The organism is Streptomyces sp. NBC_01474, from assembly GCF_035918215.1.
In the GTDB taxonomy this organism is placed as follows: domain Bacteria; phylum Actinomycetota; class Actinomycetes; order Streptomycetales; family Streptomycetaceae; genus Streptomyces; species Streptomyces aureus.
The window spans coordinates 2337609-2354411 of sequence record NZ_CP109449.1 but is presented as its reverse complement, the minus strand read 5'-3'; the positions used below and the strand labels follow the sequence as shown (position 1 = coordinate 2354411).

The window sequence follows — 16803 nt, the reverse complement described above, 5'->3', positions numbered from 1 at the left end:
GCCAGGAATCCTGTCAATGAAGGGTTGGTAGTCATGGACTTGATCGGGAAGGTCGCCGTCGTCACCGGCAGCGGACGCGGGCTGGGTCTCGCATATGCCCGGGCGCTCGCCGCGTCAGGAGCCTCCGTTGTCGTCAACGACGTAGAAGAGGAGGCGGTCGAGGCTGCGGTCAAGGCCGTAGAAGCGGCCGGCGGCAAGGCTGTCGGTGTGACGGCTGCCGTCGGTGACACCGCCGCGGCCGAACAGCTGGTCTCCACGGCAGTGGAGCACTTCGGGCGGCTGGACGTCCTCGTCACCAATGCCGGCATCTTGCGCGACCGGGTGTTGTGGAAGATGACCGACGACGACTTCGACGACGTCGTGCGTGTTCATATGCGCGGCACCTTCACCTGTGCCCGAGCAGCAGCTGTGCGGATGCGTGAGCAGGGTGAGGGCGGACGCATCATTCTGATCGGCTCGCCTGCGGGGCAGCGCGGGAACTTTGGACAGACCAACTATGCGGCGGCCAAGGCGGGCATCGTGGCCATGGCGCGCACGTGGGCCATGGAACTGGCCCGGGCCCAGATCACCGTAAACGCCGTCGTCCCGGTCGCCGCCACCGAGATGACCAAGACCATTCCGGTCTTCGCGCCCGCCATCGAAGAGGCTGAACGTACCGGTGCGCCCCTGCCGGACTGGATGCGCAAGGACGAAGGACTCGGCACGGTCGACGACGTCACCGGGCTCGTCACCTTCCTCGCCTCCGACGCCTCCAGCGGTGTGACCGGCCAGGCCATCGGCGTCGGCGGAGACCGCCTCGCACTGTGGTCTCATCCCAACGAGAAGGCGGTGATGCTGCGTGACGGCGGCTGGTCCGCCGAGGAGATCGCCCATGACTGGGCCGGCGGCATCGGGGCGGAACCGGAGAGCTGCGGCATCCCCGCCCCCCAGCCGCCGACGGGAGCCTGACATGCCTTCGTCCACCGCAATCGACCCGGAGCAGCTCACCGCGATCGACGTGCACACACATGCGGAGGTGTCGCGGACGGGGCATCCCTCGCTCAGTCCTGAACTCATGGCCGCCTCCGAGAAGTACTTCGCGGCACACGGACACCGCCAGCCCACCATCGACGAGATGGCGGAGTACTACCGGCAGCGCCGGATGGCTGCCGTCGTCTTCACGGTCGACGCCGAGCACGCGCTGGGGCACCCGCCGATCCCGAACGAAGAAGTCGCCGAGAGCTGCGCCGACCATGCGGACGTTCTCATCCCCTTCGCCTCGATCGACCCGTGGCGGGGCAGTGCGGGGGTGCGCCAGGCCCGGCGTCTCGTTCACGAGCACGGCGTACGGGGGTTCAAGTTCCACCCGAGTCTGCAGGGTTTCTCGCCGGACGACCGGCTGGCCTACCCCCTGTACGAGGCCATCGAGGCACTGGGCGTGCCCGCCCTCTTCCATACCGGTCAGACCGGAATCGGTGCCGGTGTGCCGGGAGGCGGCGGTATCCGCCTGAAGTACTCCAATCCCATGCTCATCGACGACGTGGCGGCCGACTTCCCGGGGCTGCGTATCATCCTGGCCCATCCGTCCTTTCCGTGGCAGGACGAGGCCCTGGCCGTGGCGACGCACAAACCGAACGTCTTCATCGACTTGTCCGGCTGGTCCCCGAAGTACTTCCCGCCGCAGCTCGTCCGGTACGCCAACACCCTGCTGAAGGACAAGGTGCTCTTCGGGTCGGACTTCCCGGTGATCACTCCGGACCGGTGGTTGAGCGACTTCGACAAGCTCGATATCAAGCCTGAGGTACGGCCGCGCATCCTCAAGGACAATGCGGCGCGACTGCTCGGTCTGGTTCAGGACTGACCGCCGTCTCAGGCCGGTTCGTGTTGTCTCCGGCACCGTGCCGGAACCCTGTCGCGGTACGGGCCGCTGTCCGGCCAGGTCTCGCCGGCAGGGCGTGGCTCCGTGGGTGTCGCCGCACGTGTTGAGGCGACGGCAGACACTCGTCGGCAGCATCGGGTCGTGCCGTGGCCGGCCGTGCCCTGCACGGCATAGCAGGCGACGGGCTGCCCCGTGAAGCCCCGCCGGGAACCGCGGCACCACCGGCCGAGCCAAAGGTTCATCCGACACCTCCCCGAGCCGTCCGTCTTCACCACTCCTTTCCCGACCGGCTCGTCCGACCACATCCGAAAGGCACGGCACCCGCATGCGCAACCACGGCATCGGATCCTGGACCGCGCGACGCGCCCGTAAGTCCCCGGACCGCCTGGCTCTCGTCCACGGCGCCACCCAGCGCACCTATGCGCAACTCCACGACCGCACCACGCGCTTGGCCCACTACCTGCGCAGTCTTGGTGTGCGCCCCGGCGATCGCGTCGCGTTTCTGGGACCCAACCACCCCACCTTCCTCGAAACGCTCTTCGCCAGCGGCCAACTCGGTGCCGTCTTCCTGCCCCTCAACACCCGGCTGGCGCAGCCGGAGTTGCGGCACTGTCTGGCAGACTCCGGGGCGAGTGTCCTGGTGCACTCGCCTTCCTACGAGGCGTTCGCGGCTTCCAGCGGTGTCCGGCAGACCGTCAGCGTGGACGAAGACCTGGAGGAGGCCCTCGCCCGCTCCTCGGACGCGCCGCTCGATGTCGTGGTCGGCCTTGAGGACAACGCGATGATCCTCTACACATCGGGCACCACCGGCCGCGCCAAGGGAGCCGTGCTGACCCACGGCAACCTCACCTGGAACAGCTTCAACACCTTGGTCGACGGCGACTTCGCCACCGGGGACGTGACCCTGCTGTCCGCTCCGCTGTTCCACACAGCGGCACTGAACATGACCAGTCTGCCCACCGTCCTGAAGGGCGGCACCCTGGTCATCGAGGAACAATTCTCAGCGAGCCGCACCCTCGACCTCGTCGAAAGGCACCGCGTCTCCGTGTTGTTCGGGGTGCCTGCCATGTTCCAGCAGATCGCGGCGGAGCCCCGGTTCGCCGAGGCCGACCTGTCGTCGTTGCGCATGCTGCTGTGTGGCGGCGCGCCGGTTCCCGAAGGCCTGGTCCGCCTCTACCAGCAACGCGGTCTCGGTTTCATCCAGGGCTACGGCATGACTGAGTCCTCGCCAGGCGTCTGCTTGCTCGACGCCGAGCACGCTCTGAACAAGACCGGCACGGCAGGTCTGCCGCACTTCTTCAGCGACATCCGTGTCGTCGACGCCGACGGCAACGATGCCGCACGCGGCGAACTGCTGGTCGAGGGACCCAACGTGATGAGCGGGTACTGGAACCTGCCCGACGAGACCGCTGCTGCCTTCCACAACGGCTGGTTCCGCTCCGGTGACGTCGTCTGCACCGACGAGGACGGGTACGTCACCATCGTCGACCGCGTGAAGGATTTGATCATTTCAGGTGGGGAGAACATCTATCCCGCTGAGGTCGAAAAGGTTCTCTACGACCACCCGGCCGTCGTTGACTGCGCCGTCATCGGTGTCCCGGACAAGACGTGGGGCGAAGTGCCCCGCGTGGTCGTCGTCCTTGACCCGGCCTCCGAGGCGACGGCCGACGACATCATCGCCTCTCTCGACGGGCGCTTGGCCCGCTACAAGATCCCCAAGTCCGTCGTCTTCGCCGATGCACTGCCCCGCAGCGGCGCCGGAAAACTGCTCAAGCGCCGTATCCGCGAACAATTCGGCACATCCAACTGAAGGAGCTCCCTGTCATGACTGCCCTGCGCACCGCCACCGGACTCGACGAGATCAAGGCCCTGGCGGGCAGCGACCTCGGCCGTACCGAGTGGCTTGAGATCACCCAGGAAAGGGTGAACACCTTCGCCGACGCCACCGGTGACCACCAGTGGATCCACACCGATCCCGTTCGTGCCGCCGACGGCCCCTTCGGCGGCACCATCGCCCACGGCTACCTGACCCTGTCCCTGATCATTCCCCTTTTCAACCAGCTGCTGACCATCCAGGGCACCTCGATGAGCATCAACTACGGCCTCGACAAGGTGCGTTTTCCGCACCCCGTGAAGGTGGGCGCCAAGGTGTGTCTGCACGGCGTGGTCGACTCGGTCGAGGACGTCAAGGGCAACGGCGTGGAAATGCGCCTGGCCTTCACCATCGAGATCGACGGTGCAGACAAGCCGGCCTGCGTCGCGCAGGCCATCTTCCGTCACTACGCGTAGCACCCTGCCGGTGGGAGGAGCGTGCCCCGGGGCCGCGGGCGGGAGACGACGACCAGCCCGGGGCTCCTCCCGCCGGTCTGCCGGCCCGCCATCAGCCCTGTCTCGACCGTCGCCAGGCCGCGAGGGGCGGGGTACTAAGCTGGAGCGATGCCGGAGAAGAACCCGTCGATCGAGGCGCTTGTGCTGCGCCGCGCACAGGAGGGGTCCGTCCTCCCACGCCAGCAGACCGGGGCGTCTCCGCAACGGCTGCTGACCACGTTGCTGGGCGAGCACTGGCTGGACGCCCCGGCGGCTCTCCCGCGGCCCGGAAGATCGGCTCGAGAGCCGCAGGATCGGCGTGCGCCGAAACCCACAGCCCGTCGAACAGCGGCGCGAACCCGAGCCACCTCAGATAGCTGCGTACCCGGTGGCGGACGTGGCGCTGCTGTTCCGGAATGCTGAAGGCAGCCACCACCTGGATGGATGAGGTATTCGGCAAGGGCAGCGTCGAGATGGACGATGCGGCCTACGACATCGACGGCGTGCCCTCAGACGAGTAGAGCCGCTACTTCTGGACAGGTAACGCCAAGAACGCTGCCGAGGCCAAGGCCGATCTCGGTGACGACGAGGGGGACCGCAGATGGATGCAGTCGGTCATTCGTCGTCTTCGAGGAGATGTTTGATCTCCTCGTCCAGCGGGCGGTCGTCCATCTCCGATCCGAACGGCCGCATGGCGTGGGTGTACTCCAGATACGTGAGCAGTGCCTGATGGTCGATCCGGATCTCGACTTCGCCCCGTTGGCCGGGCACGCGGATGACGATGCGCATTGGCTGGCCCGGCTCGGCCTCGGGTCTCACGGTCACGTCGCCGATGCCGGCCGTGCCGCTCAACCCGGCGGACAGAAGGTCGCGGGAGAGGATCCATAATCCGCTGTAGGTGCTGGGCCCGGATACGGCCACCGCTACGGCAAGCGGGTCGCGTGCCCGGTACCGCAACTGGATGTCGCACAAGCGACGTTGACCGTCTTGCAGTGTGAGGAAGCCCTTGGTCATGGCTTCGAGTTGCCGTTGTATGCCGTCGTTGTCGTCGGGACTCACCCTGACCACCCCTTTTCCCGTCGTGTGGCGGGATGGGCTGCTGTGGCACTGCTGAGCGCGCGGGGCTCGGCCGCAGCGAGGCGCTGAGCCGTGCCGTCCCCCCGCTGGAACGCGTCTTCACGCGGCCGTCGTTGTGCCGCATGTGGTTCCGAACGCTAAGTCTTCGCGATGCCTGATGTCTTGCATATGCCAGGATCAGATTCAATCACGAGCGAACCTTCACAGCGCGTTCGATCTGTCGCACGGACTCTGGCATTCCGGCAAACGGGCATTGTGAGATCACGGGCAGAATCGGGCTCCGGGGAGGGGGCCACTACGCTTCGGTGAATGATGCGGCTCGTCGCCAGCCACGAAAAAAATAGTGTGCCAAGCAACTCATTTTCCCTGGTCTTGTGTCCTGAACATGAAAGGGAGTTGGTTGTAGGGCAACTTCTGGACGTGGTGCTGTGCGGAAGATGAAGGTTTTGGCCCTTCGGAGCCGCCCTGCGGGGGGAGGCTTCAAACCGCCTCATGCTGCGTTGGCTGAAGACCGTCGTGGTGAGCGATGAGGAAAAGGCGTCGTAAGAGGCGTCAGGTGGGGACCGGGAAGACGAACGCAAGTGAATCGCTGCTGACGTGTCGCAAGGAAAACAGACGACATCGAAACCGGGGTGTGACCAGAACTTCGGGATGAGCCTGGCGGGTGCCCGCTTATTGGCCAGGTGGTGTCCGGCATGTAGGCGACGTGAGTCCGGTCTGCGGCTTCCGCATGGAACAGGAGAAGGCAGGACCCGATACCGCCCGCCGCGTAGCGGCGGGCGAGAGGGAGTGCCCCAAGCAGCAGACACTGCAAGGGGTCGAGTACCGACGCGGGTCCTGCTGGCGGACCGGCTCGTAGTAGTGATGAAGCCCCTGTAACAGGCGTGGAGCGAAGGAGCCGGGCCGTTCGTGACTGAGTTGATCGCATCAACCGGACAATGTCCGGGAGGAGTCCGATGGGCCAGTTGAAGTCATCGACCAAGCCGTTTGAGATTTCGAAGTGGGAAGTCAAGGAGGCATGGGAGGAAGTCAGGGGTAACAAGGGTGCACCCGGTGTGGACGGACAGAGTATCGCCGACTTCGAGAAAGACCTGAGGAACAATCTTTACAAGGTCTGGAACCGGATGTCGTCGGGCTCGTACTTTCCGCCTCCGGTGCGCGCGGTGGCGATTCCCAAGCCACATGGCGGGGGTGAGAGAATGCTCGGCATTCCCGCTGTCGCTGACCGTGTGGCTCAGACCGTGGTGGCCCGGCATCTGATGCGAAGGGTGGAGCCTGTTTTCCATCCGGACAGTTTTGGATACCGGCCTGGGCGGTCCGCTTTGGACGCGGTAGGAAAATGCCGGGAGCGTTGTTGGAAGCGGGACTGGGTGGTGGAGTTCGACATCGCCAAGTTCTTCGACAGCGTGCCCTGGGACCTGCTGGTCAACGCGGTGGAGGCGCACACCGACGCCGTCTGGGTGAAGTTGTACGTGCGGCGGTGGCTTGCCGCCCCGCTCGTCATGCCCGACGGCTCCCTGCTGGAACGGGAACGCGGGACCCCGCAAGGCAATGCCGCTTATTTAAGAAACGGCAAGGATTTTGATGTGGGGTGGGTCCGGGTGACGGGTCGTGGTTTCGGTGCGGAGTTTCTTCCTGTAGGCATGGACGTGGATACGCTTGACGGCTCGTGGACTACTGCGGTTCCGTCGGCAAGGGTTGAGTCTTTCGATTATTTCTGCATATGCCTTGTCAAGGGCGTTCGTGAGGCGGCAGGGGGGAAAATCCCGCCTGGTCGGTGACCTGACGGCGGATGACGCGCAGTGAGCGCATGAAGGACAGTCGGTCCGGGTCGATGTCGGCGTGGTCGGCTGCCTCGCACATCAGGTGCCTGACCGCGTAGTGAGTGAGAAGCAGTGCCCAGATCTCCTGCTCGACCATGTCCGGTGATTTCGAGCGCAGTACGCCGCCGCGGCCTCGTTGATGCGTCTTGATCTCGTCCAGGCTGGATTCGAACTCCCAGCGTTCGGCGTAGGCGGCGGCAAGTTCGGCGGAGCTGGCCTCATCCGGGTCCATGATGGTGGTGATCAGGCAGAAGATCTCGCCTTTGCCTCCACGGTTCGTGACTTCGTACTCGACGACTCTGACCGGGATCCCGGACGGCTTCTCGATGGCGGCCGATCCACGGTGGCGCTGATTCGCACGCCGGTTGCGGACCTTGGGGTCGAGGAGAAAAGACTCGTACGATCCGTCCTCCAGCGGCCGGACGACCGGCAGATGAGGACCGTCGGGCATGCGCCACAAGAGGTCCGCACCGGTAGCGGCAGCGGCTTCCCACAGACGGTACGCGTAGAATCCCCGGTCGGCGGTGACCAGCATGCCCGGTTCGAATTCGGAGACAAGCTGTCCAGCGAGAACTCCCTCATCCACTCGCCAGGGACCCAGCCGCGCAGCCACCACTGCATGGGTCCCGCATTCACCCAGCCCCACGATCTTCACCTGGGGGAAAGGCGCCGGATTCGCCTTTCCCCCGGACCGGCCGAACTCCGCATCGTTCGCCGGGGTATCAGGAATGTCCAGCACGAACCCGTCGATGGCCATCAGCCGCCACCGCCCCAGCCACGCCCCCTGTGTCCCCCGCTGAGCACAAGGCACTGCCACCCGCTCGAACAGCACTCGCAACGGCTCCGGCCCCAGACGCCGGCGCGCCTGCGAAATGGCACCCGTGGTAGGAACCGTCCAGTCTTTCCGCCAGGTCCCCAGAAAACGAAGACCGTTGACGAGAAGACGCATGACTTCCTCGTACGACTCCCCGAAGAAGAGGCACAGGGCCAACACGTAATAGACAACAACACGCGCCGGAAGCAGACGGGACCTCTTCTCCGTCCGCCTCGTCTCCGCGAGAACCTCATCGACCAGATCACGATCGACCAGACGCGTCAGAACCCCGACACCCACCCGATCGGTCAACCGGACACCCGAAACCGCCGCCGAACCATCCCGCACCCCACCCATAGGTGAGGAAGATAACCGGTCCACCGGGAACAACGAAGCGCCGGTATCGCATAGTTGACTATCCACAGGCAGCCCGGGCGTGCCTCTGTGCATATGTGGACGGCGGAACGCTAACCACTTATCTAAGTGGCATTGCCCCGCAAGGGGCCCCGGTGTCTCCCGTCCTGGCGAACCTGTTCCTGCATTACGCGTTCGACGTCTGGATGTCACGGGAGTTCCCGTCGATCTGGTTCGAACGCTATGCGGACGATGCGGTGCTGCACTGCGTCACCGAGCGCCAGGCCCGCCAGGTCCTGGCCGCGCTCACGGACAGGATGGTTGAAGTCGGGTTGCAGCTACACCCGGACAAGACCCGGATCGTCTACTGCAAGGACGGCAGCCGCCGCGGCTCCTACGAGCACACGGCGTTCACCTTCCTCGGGTACACGTTCCGCGCCAGGAAGAACCGGGCTCGACACGGGAACCTGTTCCTGTCCTTCGAGCCGGCGATCAGCAGGGACGCTCTGACGAAGATGGGGCGGGAGCTGCGGTCCTGGCACCTGCACACCCGCTCGGAACTCTCCTTCCATGAGCTCGCCCGCAGGATCAACCCTGTGGTGGCGGGCTGGCTCAACTACTACAGCCGCTTCAGGCCGTGGGAGCTGATCCCCTTCGTGATGCGCATCAACGCCTACCTGGTGCGCTGGATCCGCCAGAAGTACAAACGGCTCGCGGCCAAGCGGAAGGCCCTCGCGAAGATGCAGGAGATCGCCCGGCGATACCCCCGCATGTTCGCGCACTGGCGCCTGACCACGGGTGCCGTATCGGCTTGATGATCAGAACGGCAAGAGCCGTGTAACGGGCGACTGTTACGCACGGTTCTGTGAGAGCCGAGGGGCGAGATCCCCCTCGGCTACTCGGCAGGAGGGGTCCGTGATGGGTCCGGGAAGGTCCACTCCCGGCGCTCGGTTCGATGGGGAGCCGGTTCGAGCTGGCTTCTGGGAGCAGGCGGAGCGGGTGTGGCAGGCGTTGTGGGTGCAGGCGGTGGCCGAGGATGCCCCGGATGATGTCGTTCGGTTGGCGTTGATGGTCGGGGTTGTGCGGGCGACGGGTGCGCGGCGGGCTGAGCTGACGCGGATGTCGGTCGGTGATGTGAGGCCTCATAAGCGGGAGTTGACTGTGCGTCGGACGAAGTTCCGTCAGCTTGTGACGGTGCCGATCGATGACGACCTGAAGAGGGTTGTGGACGAGTGGGCGAAGCGTCGGCGGAGGCTGGTCAAGGAGTTGGCTGGTGGGGAGCATGACGCTTTGTTTGTGACGTGTCATCACACGATGTGGCGTGGGGTTGCGGGCATGGTCACGAAGCAGGTGGGGTTGCCGTTGTCGGCGCAGGGCGTGCTGTTGGCGTGGCGTCGATGGGCGCAGCGGATGAATATCGAGAACGCGGGCCGGCCGGGGTGGGGGCCCTTGCCGCACCGGTTCGAGCAGATCCGGGGGGCGTGGCTGCGGCCTTGAGTAATTGCTCGAACAGGGATGTGTGGCCGGACGGCTTTGCGCCATGGCCGAACGCCGCCACCGGGGCCATTCCCCAAGCCTCAGGGGGAGACGTGCCACATGCCCCAGGCGACAGGCCTCGACAGCATCCAGGAGCGTCTCTACCGGCCCCTGTTCACCCGTGGCGCGGGCAACGTCAAGGCCTTCAGCCAGCTCTCACCGGCCGAGCGGACCGTGGCACGCTCCCTGCACCGGCCCGAACAACTCTCCCTGATCAAGGAGTCGGGCATCGGGGGCGCGCTACGTGGGTACCGCCCGCCATCACCGCCCCGTCGCGGCCCGAACTCCATCACCGCCAAGTAGCTGTTGTCGTAATAGCGCTTCGTTCCCGGGTAACCCTTAGCTCCGAACGAGGCGAGGGGGCCTGAGCGCGATGAGACGAAGGGCACTGGGATGATCGGCCGGCGTCGTTGAACTGCCAGAGGATGGCGCCGTCGTTGAAGCCATTGCGGGCACTTCGCGTAGTCCTTCTTCAGCGCCTCCGGGTCGAGTTTGAGCCGCTGCCGCAGGTCCTGCCAGATCGCGCATTCGCCTTCGACCACGGCAAGTCGGCCCAGAGCGACGAGGTAGTTCCGTTCGATCCGGTTGAAGTCGTCCTCTGCCTGCGTACATCATCCCGAACACCGCTTCGGCATCGGTCTCGTTCACGATGTGCGGGATATCCGAGTTGTCCCGCGTGATCGTCACCCGGCGGCGGGCCCGCCCCCGCGGGCCTCGTCGGACAGCGTCTGCGCCGGAGGGGTGAAGCAGCATCTCTCAGTAGGCGCTCAGTTCGTCATCGGTCGATCCCAGCACGCCGAGAATCATGGCGGACCCACGCCATGCCGCGCGCAGCGGGGCCTGGCGACTTTACGGCACGTCGTAAAAACGCCAGCTACTCGGCATTGCCGGTGGCGTAAGCGTCCTGTCAACGTCGACGAGCCTCATCAGGCACACCCCCGTTGACTCCCAAGGACTCCCATGGACACCCCTCATCCGGTAGGCCGGTGGCTGAGCAGAGCCGTACAGGCCTGTCTGGCGGCAGCCGTACTGACGGTCGGCGGCATATCCGGAGCCCCGGCAGCCGTCGCGCTGCCAGGGCAGGATGCCCCGACCGGCGCCCCCGCCGACTCCACAGTCGGCTCATCGCCCGCGAGCAGGGCGTTGTGTGACGCGCCGACATCCCCCGAGACCATGCGGTGCATGGCGCTGAAGCGTACCGACTTGAAGCCGATGTCCAAGTCGGCCGCAGCGGCGGCGGCACCGGCCGGCTACGGGCCGGCCGACATCCAGTCCGCGTACCGGTTCCCGGCCGACGGCGGCGTCGGCCAGACCGTGGCGATCGTCGACGCCTTCGACAACCCCAACGTCGAGGCGGACCTCGCCGCCTACCGCACCCAGTACGGGCTGCCGGCCTGCACCAGCGGGAACGGCTGCTTCCGCAAGGTGGACCAGCGCGGCGGGACCGACTACCCGATCGCGAACGCCAGTTGGGCCGGCGAGATCGCGCTCGACGTCGACATGGTCTCCGCGGCCTGCCCCAACTGCCGCATCCTGCTGGTCGAGGCCGACACCGCCTCGTACGACGACCTGGGCGCGGCGGTGGACACCGCGGTGGCTCAGGGCGCCGAGTACGTGTCCAACTCCTACGGCGCGCCGGACACCAACGGCGAGACCGACTACGACAAGTACTACGACCACCCCGGGGTGGCCATCACCGCGAGCACCGGCGACGACGGCTACGGGGTGTCCTACCCGGCAAGTTCCCCGCACGTGACCGCGGTGGGCGGCACCGCCCTCAGGCGGGACAGCAGCACCCGCGGCTGGACCGAGAGCGCCTGGTCCCGTGCGGGCAGCGGATGCTCGGGCTTCGAGGCCAAGCCGGCCTTCCAGCACGACACCGGCTGCGACAAGCGCACCACCGGCGACGTGTCGGCGGTGGCCGACCCGGCCACCGGTGTCGCGGTGTACAACACCTTCGGCGGCGACGGCGGATGGACCGTCTTCGGCGGGACCAGCGCGTCGGCGCCGATCATCGCGGCCGGCTACGCCCAGGCCGGCCCCGCGACCCCCGGCGAGTACCCGAACACCTTCCCGTACCTCAACCTGGACAACGACGCCCTCAACGACGTCACCTCTGGGGCCAACGGCAGCTGCACCCCGGCCTACCTGTGCACCGCGGTCGCCGGGTACGACGGGCCCACCGGGCTCGGCACGCCGAACGGCGTCAGCGCGCTGCGGCAGCCGGGCGCGCACGGCACCATCGCCGGTACCGTCACCGACGCCTCGACCCACAAGCCGATCGAGGGCGCCGCGGTGAAGGTCGGCGGCCACACCACGAAGACCGACGCCACCGGGGCGTACACCTTCCCGCTGAACGTCGGAACCTACGACCTGACCGTCGACGCCTACGGCTACGGCATCGAGAAGGTCACCGGTGTCACCGTCACCGACGGCGGTACCGTCACCCGCGACGTGGCAGTGACCCCGGTCCCGATGGCCAAGGTCAGCGGTCGCGTCACCGACGGCTCCGGGCACGGCTGGCCGCTGTACGCCAAGTTGACCGTCGACGGAGTGCCGACCGGTCCGTGGTACACCGACCCGGTCACCGGGCGGTACTCGCTGCCCCTGCCCAGTGGGCATGACTACACCGTGCACGCCACCGGTGTCTCCGACGGCTACCGCAAGCTGGACCGCACGGTCTCGGTGTCGGACAAGGGCGCCACGGCGGACCTGAAGGTCCCCGCGGACAGCACGCGCTGCGTGGCCCCCGGCTACCACGTGAACGGCCTCTATGAGGAGTTCGGCTCCGAGAAGAAGCCGGCCGGCTGGACGGTCGTCAACCACACCGACGACGGCGGCTGGGAGTTCGACGACCCGGGGACGAAGGGCAACCGGATGAAGACCGCCGGTGCTTCTGGCGGGTTCGCCTCCGTGAACAGCGAGTTCGCCGGGGTCCACAAGCGTCTGGACACCGAGCTCGTCACTCCGGCCGTGGACTTGTCCACGGTGGACAAGCCGGTGATCAACCTGGCGACCGAGTACTTCTCGCCCTCCGAATTCTCGGACTCGACCGCGAGTATCGACCTGTCGCTGGACGGAGGAAGCACCTGGAACTCGGTCTGGAGCCACACCAACCCGACCGTCGGCCCGGCGCCGCTGTCGATCGACATCCCGCAGGCCGCGCACCAGGCCGATGTGAAGGTCCGCTTCCACTACTGGACCGCCGGTAACCGTGACATGTGGTGGCAACTCGACAATATGCTGATCGGTGCGGCGGGCAGCTGCGACCCGGTGCCGGGCGGGCTGGTCGTCGGCCAGACGCTGGACGCCAACACCCAGCAGCCGATCGCCGGCAGCACCGTCGTCTCGCCGGACGCGCCCGACGCGCCCGCGCGTTCGAAGGTGACCGACGACCCGGCCGTGGGCGACGGGTTCTTCACCCTGTTCGTGCCCAAGGACGGCAGTAGCGACCTCACCGCGAGCCACACCGGCGGGTACTCCGCCGACACCGAGCACGTGCAGGTCCGCAAAGACGCGGTCGCCGAGACCACGTTCCGGCTGGCGGCCGGCCGGCTGAACCTGCACACCTCCGGGGTCTCCGCCACCGGCTCGATGATCGGCAAGGCGGTCGGCCGGACGGTCGAGGTCCGCAACACCGGTACCGCTCCGCTGTCCCTGCGGCTGAGCGAGCGCAGCAACGGGGCGACCCTGGCCGACGCGCCGGCCGCCACTGCGGCGCCGAAGCAGGCCCGATCTGCGACCAAGGTCGCCGCCGGCCCCTTGACCGCCAAGGACCTGGCGGGCTCGGCCACGCCGAGCGCCCCGGTCGTCGACGGCAACGGCTGGGCGCCCACCGCCCAGTACCCGACCGGGATCCTCGGCTCCGTGGTCGGCGTGCACGAAGGCAAGCTGTACTCGGTCGACGGCATGGACGGCGTGACCGTCGCCACCAGCGCGGGGTACGTGTACGACCCCAAGACGATGGTCTGGTCGCCGCTGCCCAAGGGGAACCAGCCGCGGCAGCAGGCCACCGGCGGGTTCATCGACGGCAAGCTCTACGTCACCGGCGGCTGGGACAACTCGGCCCGCGGGCTCACCAGCACCGAGGTGTTCGACCCGGCCGCCGGCACGTGGACCGGCGCGGCGCCCATGCCGATCCAGCGCACCGCCGCCGGCACCGCCGTGCTGCACAACAAGCTCTACCTGGTCGGTGGCATGCCGGACTCCCACTCGGAGCAGTCGACCGACGTCCAGGTCTACGACCCGAAGACCGACCGGTGGACCAAGGCCGCGCCGTACCCGGTGCCGGTCTCGCTGGAGTCCTGCGGCGCCATCGGCGACAAGCTGTACTGCGCGGGTGGCGAGTCCGACAACGCCCTGTACGACAACGCCTACGTCTACGACCCGGTGCACGACGCGTGGTCGAAGATCGCGAGTCTGCCGACGGCCACCTGGGGCGCCGCGTACGCCTCGGCCAACGGCAAGCTGATCGTCACCGGCGGCGTGACCGGCGACCTGACCTTCGGCACGGTCACCAACACCAGTTGGGCGTACGACCCGGCGACCGACTCGTGGCAGCAGCTGCCGTCCCTCAAGAACGGCGTGTACAAGGCCTCGGCCGCAGCCGGCTACTACGTGATCGGAGGCCTGAACGGCAGCTTCACCCCGCGGCGCGACGGCGAGCTGCTCGCCGGGTACGACGCGGACAGCTCCGGCAACGTCCCGTGGCTGGCGACCGACACCCCGCGGCTGACGCTCAAGCCGGGGCAGATGACCGAGATCACCGTGACCCTGGACCCCGGCGGCACCGAGCAGCCCGGCACCTACCAGGGCGCGATCGAGGTCGGCACCGACAGCCCGTACGCCGTCGACGACATCCCCGCCACGCTGACCGCCACGCCCCCGCCCAGCTGGGGCAAACTGTCCGGCACTGTCGACGGGGTGGCTTGCGACAGCACCCATGCACCGCTGTTCGGCGCCTACCTGGAGATCGACAGCGACACCACCGGCTACGCCCGGCGCACCGACGCCGACGGCCACTACTCGCTGTGGATTGACTCCGGCGTCGGAACGCTGAACGCGATCGCCAGCAAGGACGGGTGGCGGCCGGCCCACCGCACGGTCGACATCTCCGCCGGGCACACCGTCACCGCCGACTTCGGCCTGAAGCCCTCGGCGAGCTGCTCATGAAAGAGGCAACGATGAGAAAAGCGGTGCGCGGCCTGGCCGCGCTCGGCATCCTCGCGGCGACGATCGGCCTGACGGCGACGCCCGCGTCGGCCGACGGGGACGCGATCACGGTCGACCCCGGGTCGGTCGCGGTCACCCTCCAGCTGGGCCAGCCCCGGCAGGTGGCGCTGTCGCTGTCCAACCCGACCGACACGGACGCGACCGTGTCGCTGGACGGCGCCTCGAGCGCCGTCGCCCCGGCCGCGGCGCCGGCTCCGGCTTCGGCCAGAACCGCGACACCGGCCGTCACCATCCCCACCAAGACCACCGGGCACATGCTGGGCGGCAAGAAGCTGACCAGCGCCGCGCCCGCGCCCGCGCCCGCCACTGCGACGGCCGACGGCTGGAATTCGCAGGCCGCACTGCCGACCGTGAGCATGGACAGCGCGGTCGGTGTCTACAAGGGCAAGGTGTACTCGGTCGGCGGTGTGGTCGGCGGCGGGTTCTTCCCCCCGTTGACCGCGGGCGGCTATGTGTACGACCAGGCATCCGACAGCTGGTCAGCGCTGCCGGACCTGCCCGGCGACTCCCTGGGGCATCCGGGCCTCCGGGACAAGCCGGCCGGTGCCTTCATCGACGGCACGTTCTACGTCACCGGCGGATGGGTGAACGACGGCTCCACCGAGGGCTCCACCCTGGCCTACCAGCCGGGGGCCGCGAGCTGGACCAATGTGGCCACCAACGAGGTCCCGTACGCCGCCGCCGGCACCGCCGTGCTGAACGGCAAGCTCTACCAGGTGGGCGGCTGTCGTTACACTTGCGGCAGCACCGACGTGCGGGTCTTCGACCCGGTGGCCAAGAAGTGGTCGAACGCTGCGCCGTACCCGGAGCGCACCGCCTGGACCTCCTGCGGCGCCGTCGCCGGCAGGCTCTACTGTGCGGGCGGCTACGTCGACAACCCCGGCGGCACGCATGCGTCCAGCGGGGCGACCTACGCCTACGACCCGGACACCGACAGCTGGACCCGCATGGCCGACATGCCGGAATCGCTGTGGGCCTCCGCGTACACGGCGTCCGCCGGCCAACTGGTGGTCTCCGGCGGCAGCACGGGGAGCACCACCACGACCGGTGTGACCAACAGGGGCTACGCCTACAAGGTGGCCACCGACACCTGGTCGGCGATCCCTGCCGCGCCCAAGGCCCTGTACCGCAGCGGCAGCGCGTGTGGCATGTACGCCGTGGGCGGCTCCGTCTCGAAGGTCAATCCGGTGGCCGACACCTCGTTGCTGGCCGGGTACGGCACCTGCTCGGACTACGTGCCATGGCTGTCCGTCAGCCCCAAGCGGGTCACCGTACCGGCACATGGCTCGGCCACCGTCACGGTCAGCGTGGACACCTCCAAGCTCGACCAGCCGCGCAACCAGACCGCCGCGCTCGACATCACCAGTTCGCTGCCGGGCACCACGCCACCCGTACCGGTCAGCCTCGACGCGACCCCGCCACCCAGCTGGGGCCTGCTCACCGGCACCGTCTCCGGCAAGAACTGCGCCGGCACGGTGGCGCCGCTGGGCGATGCGACCGTGGAGGTGGACTGGGACACCGACGGTACGGTGCTGCACACCAACGCCTCCGGTGAGTACCGGCGCTGGATCGACACGGCGAAGAACCCGCTGACGATGCTGGCCTCCTCCGACGGCTGGCGGGCGCAGATGCGCTCCGTGAGCCTGACCGCCGGCGCGACGAGCACGCAGAACTTCACGCTCGCGGCGTATCCCGGCTGTAAGTAGCAGTCAGGTGCTTCAGGGCCGCGCCCACCAGCCAGGTGGGCGCGGCCCTCGCCTTTCCGGCGCGCAGCGGCGCCGCGCCCGAGGCAGCCTTCGCCC

Annotated in this window: 13 protein-coding genes; 10 read left to right on the top strand and 3 right to left on the bottom strand. The window is 67.6% G+C overall.

Annotated features, from left to right (window positions below; all coding sequences use genetic code 11):
• Positions 1 to 33: 33 nt before the first annotated feature.
• The 4 genes from OG758_RS11120 to OG758_RS11105 all read left to right on the top strand — a co-directional run bounded on the left by OG758_RS11120 (position 34) and on the right by OG758_RS11105 (position 4147).
• On the top strand, positions 34 to 948 hold the full coding sequence (locus tag OG758_RS11120) for an SDR family NAD(P)-dependent oxidoreductase (RefSeq protein ID WP_406428258.1): 915 nt from the start codon (positions 34 to 36) through the stop codon (positions 946 to 948).
• A gap of 19 nt (positions 949 to 967) precedes the next feature.
• The gene (locus tag OG758_RS11115; protein ID WP_326715870.1) at positions 968 to 1840 is read left to right on the top strand and encodes an amidohydrolase family protein; all 873 of its coding nucleotides are present in this window, start codon (positions 968 to 970) and stop codon (positions 1838 to 1840) included.
• A 343-nt stretch (positions 1841 to 2183) separates the two neighbouring features.
• The gene (locus tag OG758_RS11110) at positions 2184 to 3668 is read left to right on the top strand and encodes an acyl-CoA synthetase (protein ID WP_326709838.1); all 1485 of its coding nucleotides are present in this window, start codon (positions 2184 to 2186) and stop codon (positions 3666 to 3668) included.
• Between the two features lie 14 nt (positions 3669 to 3682).
• Positions 3683 to 4147: a MaoC family dehydratase gene (locus OG758_RS11105; protein ID WP_326709837.1), complete on the top strand. Its 465-nt coding sequence runs from the start codon at positions 3683 to 3685 to the stop codon at positions 4145 to 4147.
• 91 nt (positions 4148 to 4238) lie between these two features.
• On the opposite strand, the gene OG758_RS11100 is transcribed toward OG758_RS11105, so the two are convergent.
• Together OG758_RS11100 and OG758_RS11095 are read right to left on the bottom strand one after the other, a co-directional pair.
• Positions 4239 to 4598, bottom strand: coding sequence for a hypothetical protein (locus tag OG758_RS11100; RefSeq protein ID WP_326709836.1), 360 nt, complete (start codon positions 4596 to 4598; stop codon positions 4239 to 4241).
• 182 nt (positions 4599 to 4780) lie between these two features.
• Positions 4781 to 5224 carry an SsgA family sporulation/cell division regulator gene (locus tag OG758_RS11095; RefSeq protein WP_326709835.1) on the bottom strand — a complete coding sequence of 148 codons (444 nt, stop codon included), beginning with the start codon at positions 5222 to 5224 and terminating at the stop codon, positions 4781 to 4783.
• A 974-nt stretch (positions 5225 to 6198) separates the two neighbouring features.
• Between OG758_RS11095 and OG758_RS11090 the strand changes: the two genes are divergently transcribed.
• The gene (locus OG758_RS11090) at positions 6199 to 7023 is read left to right on the top strand and encodes a reverse transcriptase domain-containing protein (protein WP_326709834.1); all 825 of its coding nucleotides are present in this window, start codon (positions 6199 to 6201) and stop codon (positions 7021 to 7023) included.
• On the opposite strand, the gene OG758_RS11085 is transcribed toward OG758_RS11090, so the two are convergent.
• A complete protein-coding gene (locus tag OG758_RS11085; RefSeq protein WP_326709833.1) occupies positions 6974 to 8236 on the bottom strand; it encodes an IS4 family transposase in 1263 nt (420 codons plus the stop codon). The genes OG758_RS11090 and OG758_RS11085 overlap by 50 nt on opposite strands.
• Positions 8237 to 8238: 2 nt before the next feature.
• Here OG758_RS11085 and OG758_RS11080 point away from each other — a divergent pair, with 2 nt between their 5' ends.
• The 5 genes from OG758_RS11080 (at position 8239) to OG758_RS11060 (ending at position 16707) form a co-directional block, all read left to right on the top strand.
• A complete protein-coding gene (locus OG758_RS11080; protein ID WP_326709832.1) occupies positions 8239 to 9048 on the top strand; it encodes a reverse transcriptase domain-containing protein in 810 nt (269 codons plus the stop codon).
• Positions 9049 to 9232: 184 nt separating this feature from the next.
• The gene (locus tag OG758_RS11075) at positions 9233 to 9730 is read left to right on the top strand and encodes a tyrosine-type recombinase/integrase (protein WP_326709831.1); all 498 of its coding nucleotides are present in this window, start codon (positions 9233 to 9235) and stop codon (positions 9728 to 9730) included.
• Positions 9731 to 9829: 99 nt separating this feature from the next.
• A complete protein-coding gene (locus tag OG758_RS11070; RefSeq protein WP_326709830.1) occupies positions 9830 to 10072 on the top strand; it encodes a hypothetical protein in 243 nt (80 codons plus the stop codon).
• 879 nt (positions 10073 to 10951) lie between these two features.
• The gene (locus tag OG758_RS11065) at positions 10952 to 14941 is read left to right on the top strand and encodes a Kelch repeat-containing protein (RefSeq protein WP_326709829.1); all 3990 of its coding nucleotides are present in this window, start codon (positions 10952 to 10954) and stop codon (positions 14939 to 14941) included.
• An 11-nt stretch (positions 14942 to 14952) separates the two neighbouring features.
• Positions 14953 to 16707 (top strand): kelch repeat-containing protein, encoded by a 1755-nt coding sequence (locus OG758_RS11060; RefSeq protein ID WP_326709828.1) that lies wholly within the window; start codon positions 14953 to 14955, stop codon positions 16705 to 16707.
• Positions 16708 to 16803: the final 96 nt, after the last annotated feature.

Bases quoted from the DNA above. Each gene is read 5' to 3' on its own strand.
- OG758_RS11120 (WP_406428258.1), top strand. From the start codon at position 34: ATGGACTTGATCGGGAAGGTCGCCGTCGTCACCGGCAGCGGACGCGGG.
- OG758_RS11110 (WP_326709838.1), top strand. From the start codon at position 2,184: ATGCGCAACCACGGCATCGGATCCTGGACCGCGCGACGCGCCCGTAAG.
- OG758_RS11105 (WP_326709837.1), top strand. From the start codon at position 3,683: ATGACTGCCCTGCGCACCGCCACCGGACTCGACGAGATCAAGGCCCTG.
- OG758_RS11090 (WP_326709834.1), top strand. From the start codon at position 6,199: ATGGGCCAGTTGAAGTCATCGACCAAGCCGTTTGAGATTTCGAAGTGG.
- OG758_RS11085 (WP_326709833.1), bottom strand. From the start codon at position 8,236: ATGGGTGGGGTGCGGGATGGTTCGGCGGCGGTTTCGGGTGTCCGGTTG.
- OG758_RS11070 (WP_326709830.1), top strand. From the start codon at position 9,830: ATGCCCCAGGCGACAGGCCTCGACAGCATCCAGGAGCGTCTCTACCGG.
- OG758_RS11065 (WP_326709829.1), top strand. From the start codon at position 10,952: ATGGCGCTGAAGCGTACCGACTTGAAGCCGATGTCCAAGTCGGCCGCA.
- OG758_RS11060 (WP_326709828.1), top strand. From the start codon at position 14,953: ATGAGAAAAGCGGTGCGCGGCCTGGCCGCGCTCGGCATCCTCGCGGCG.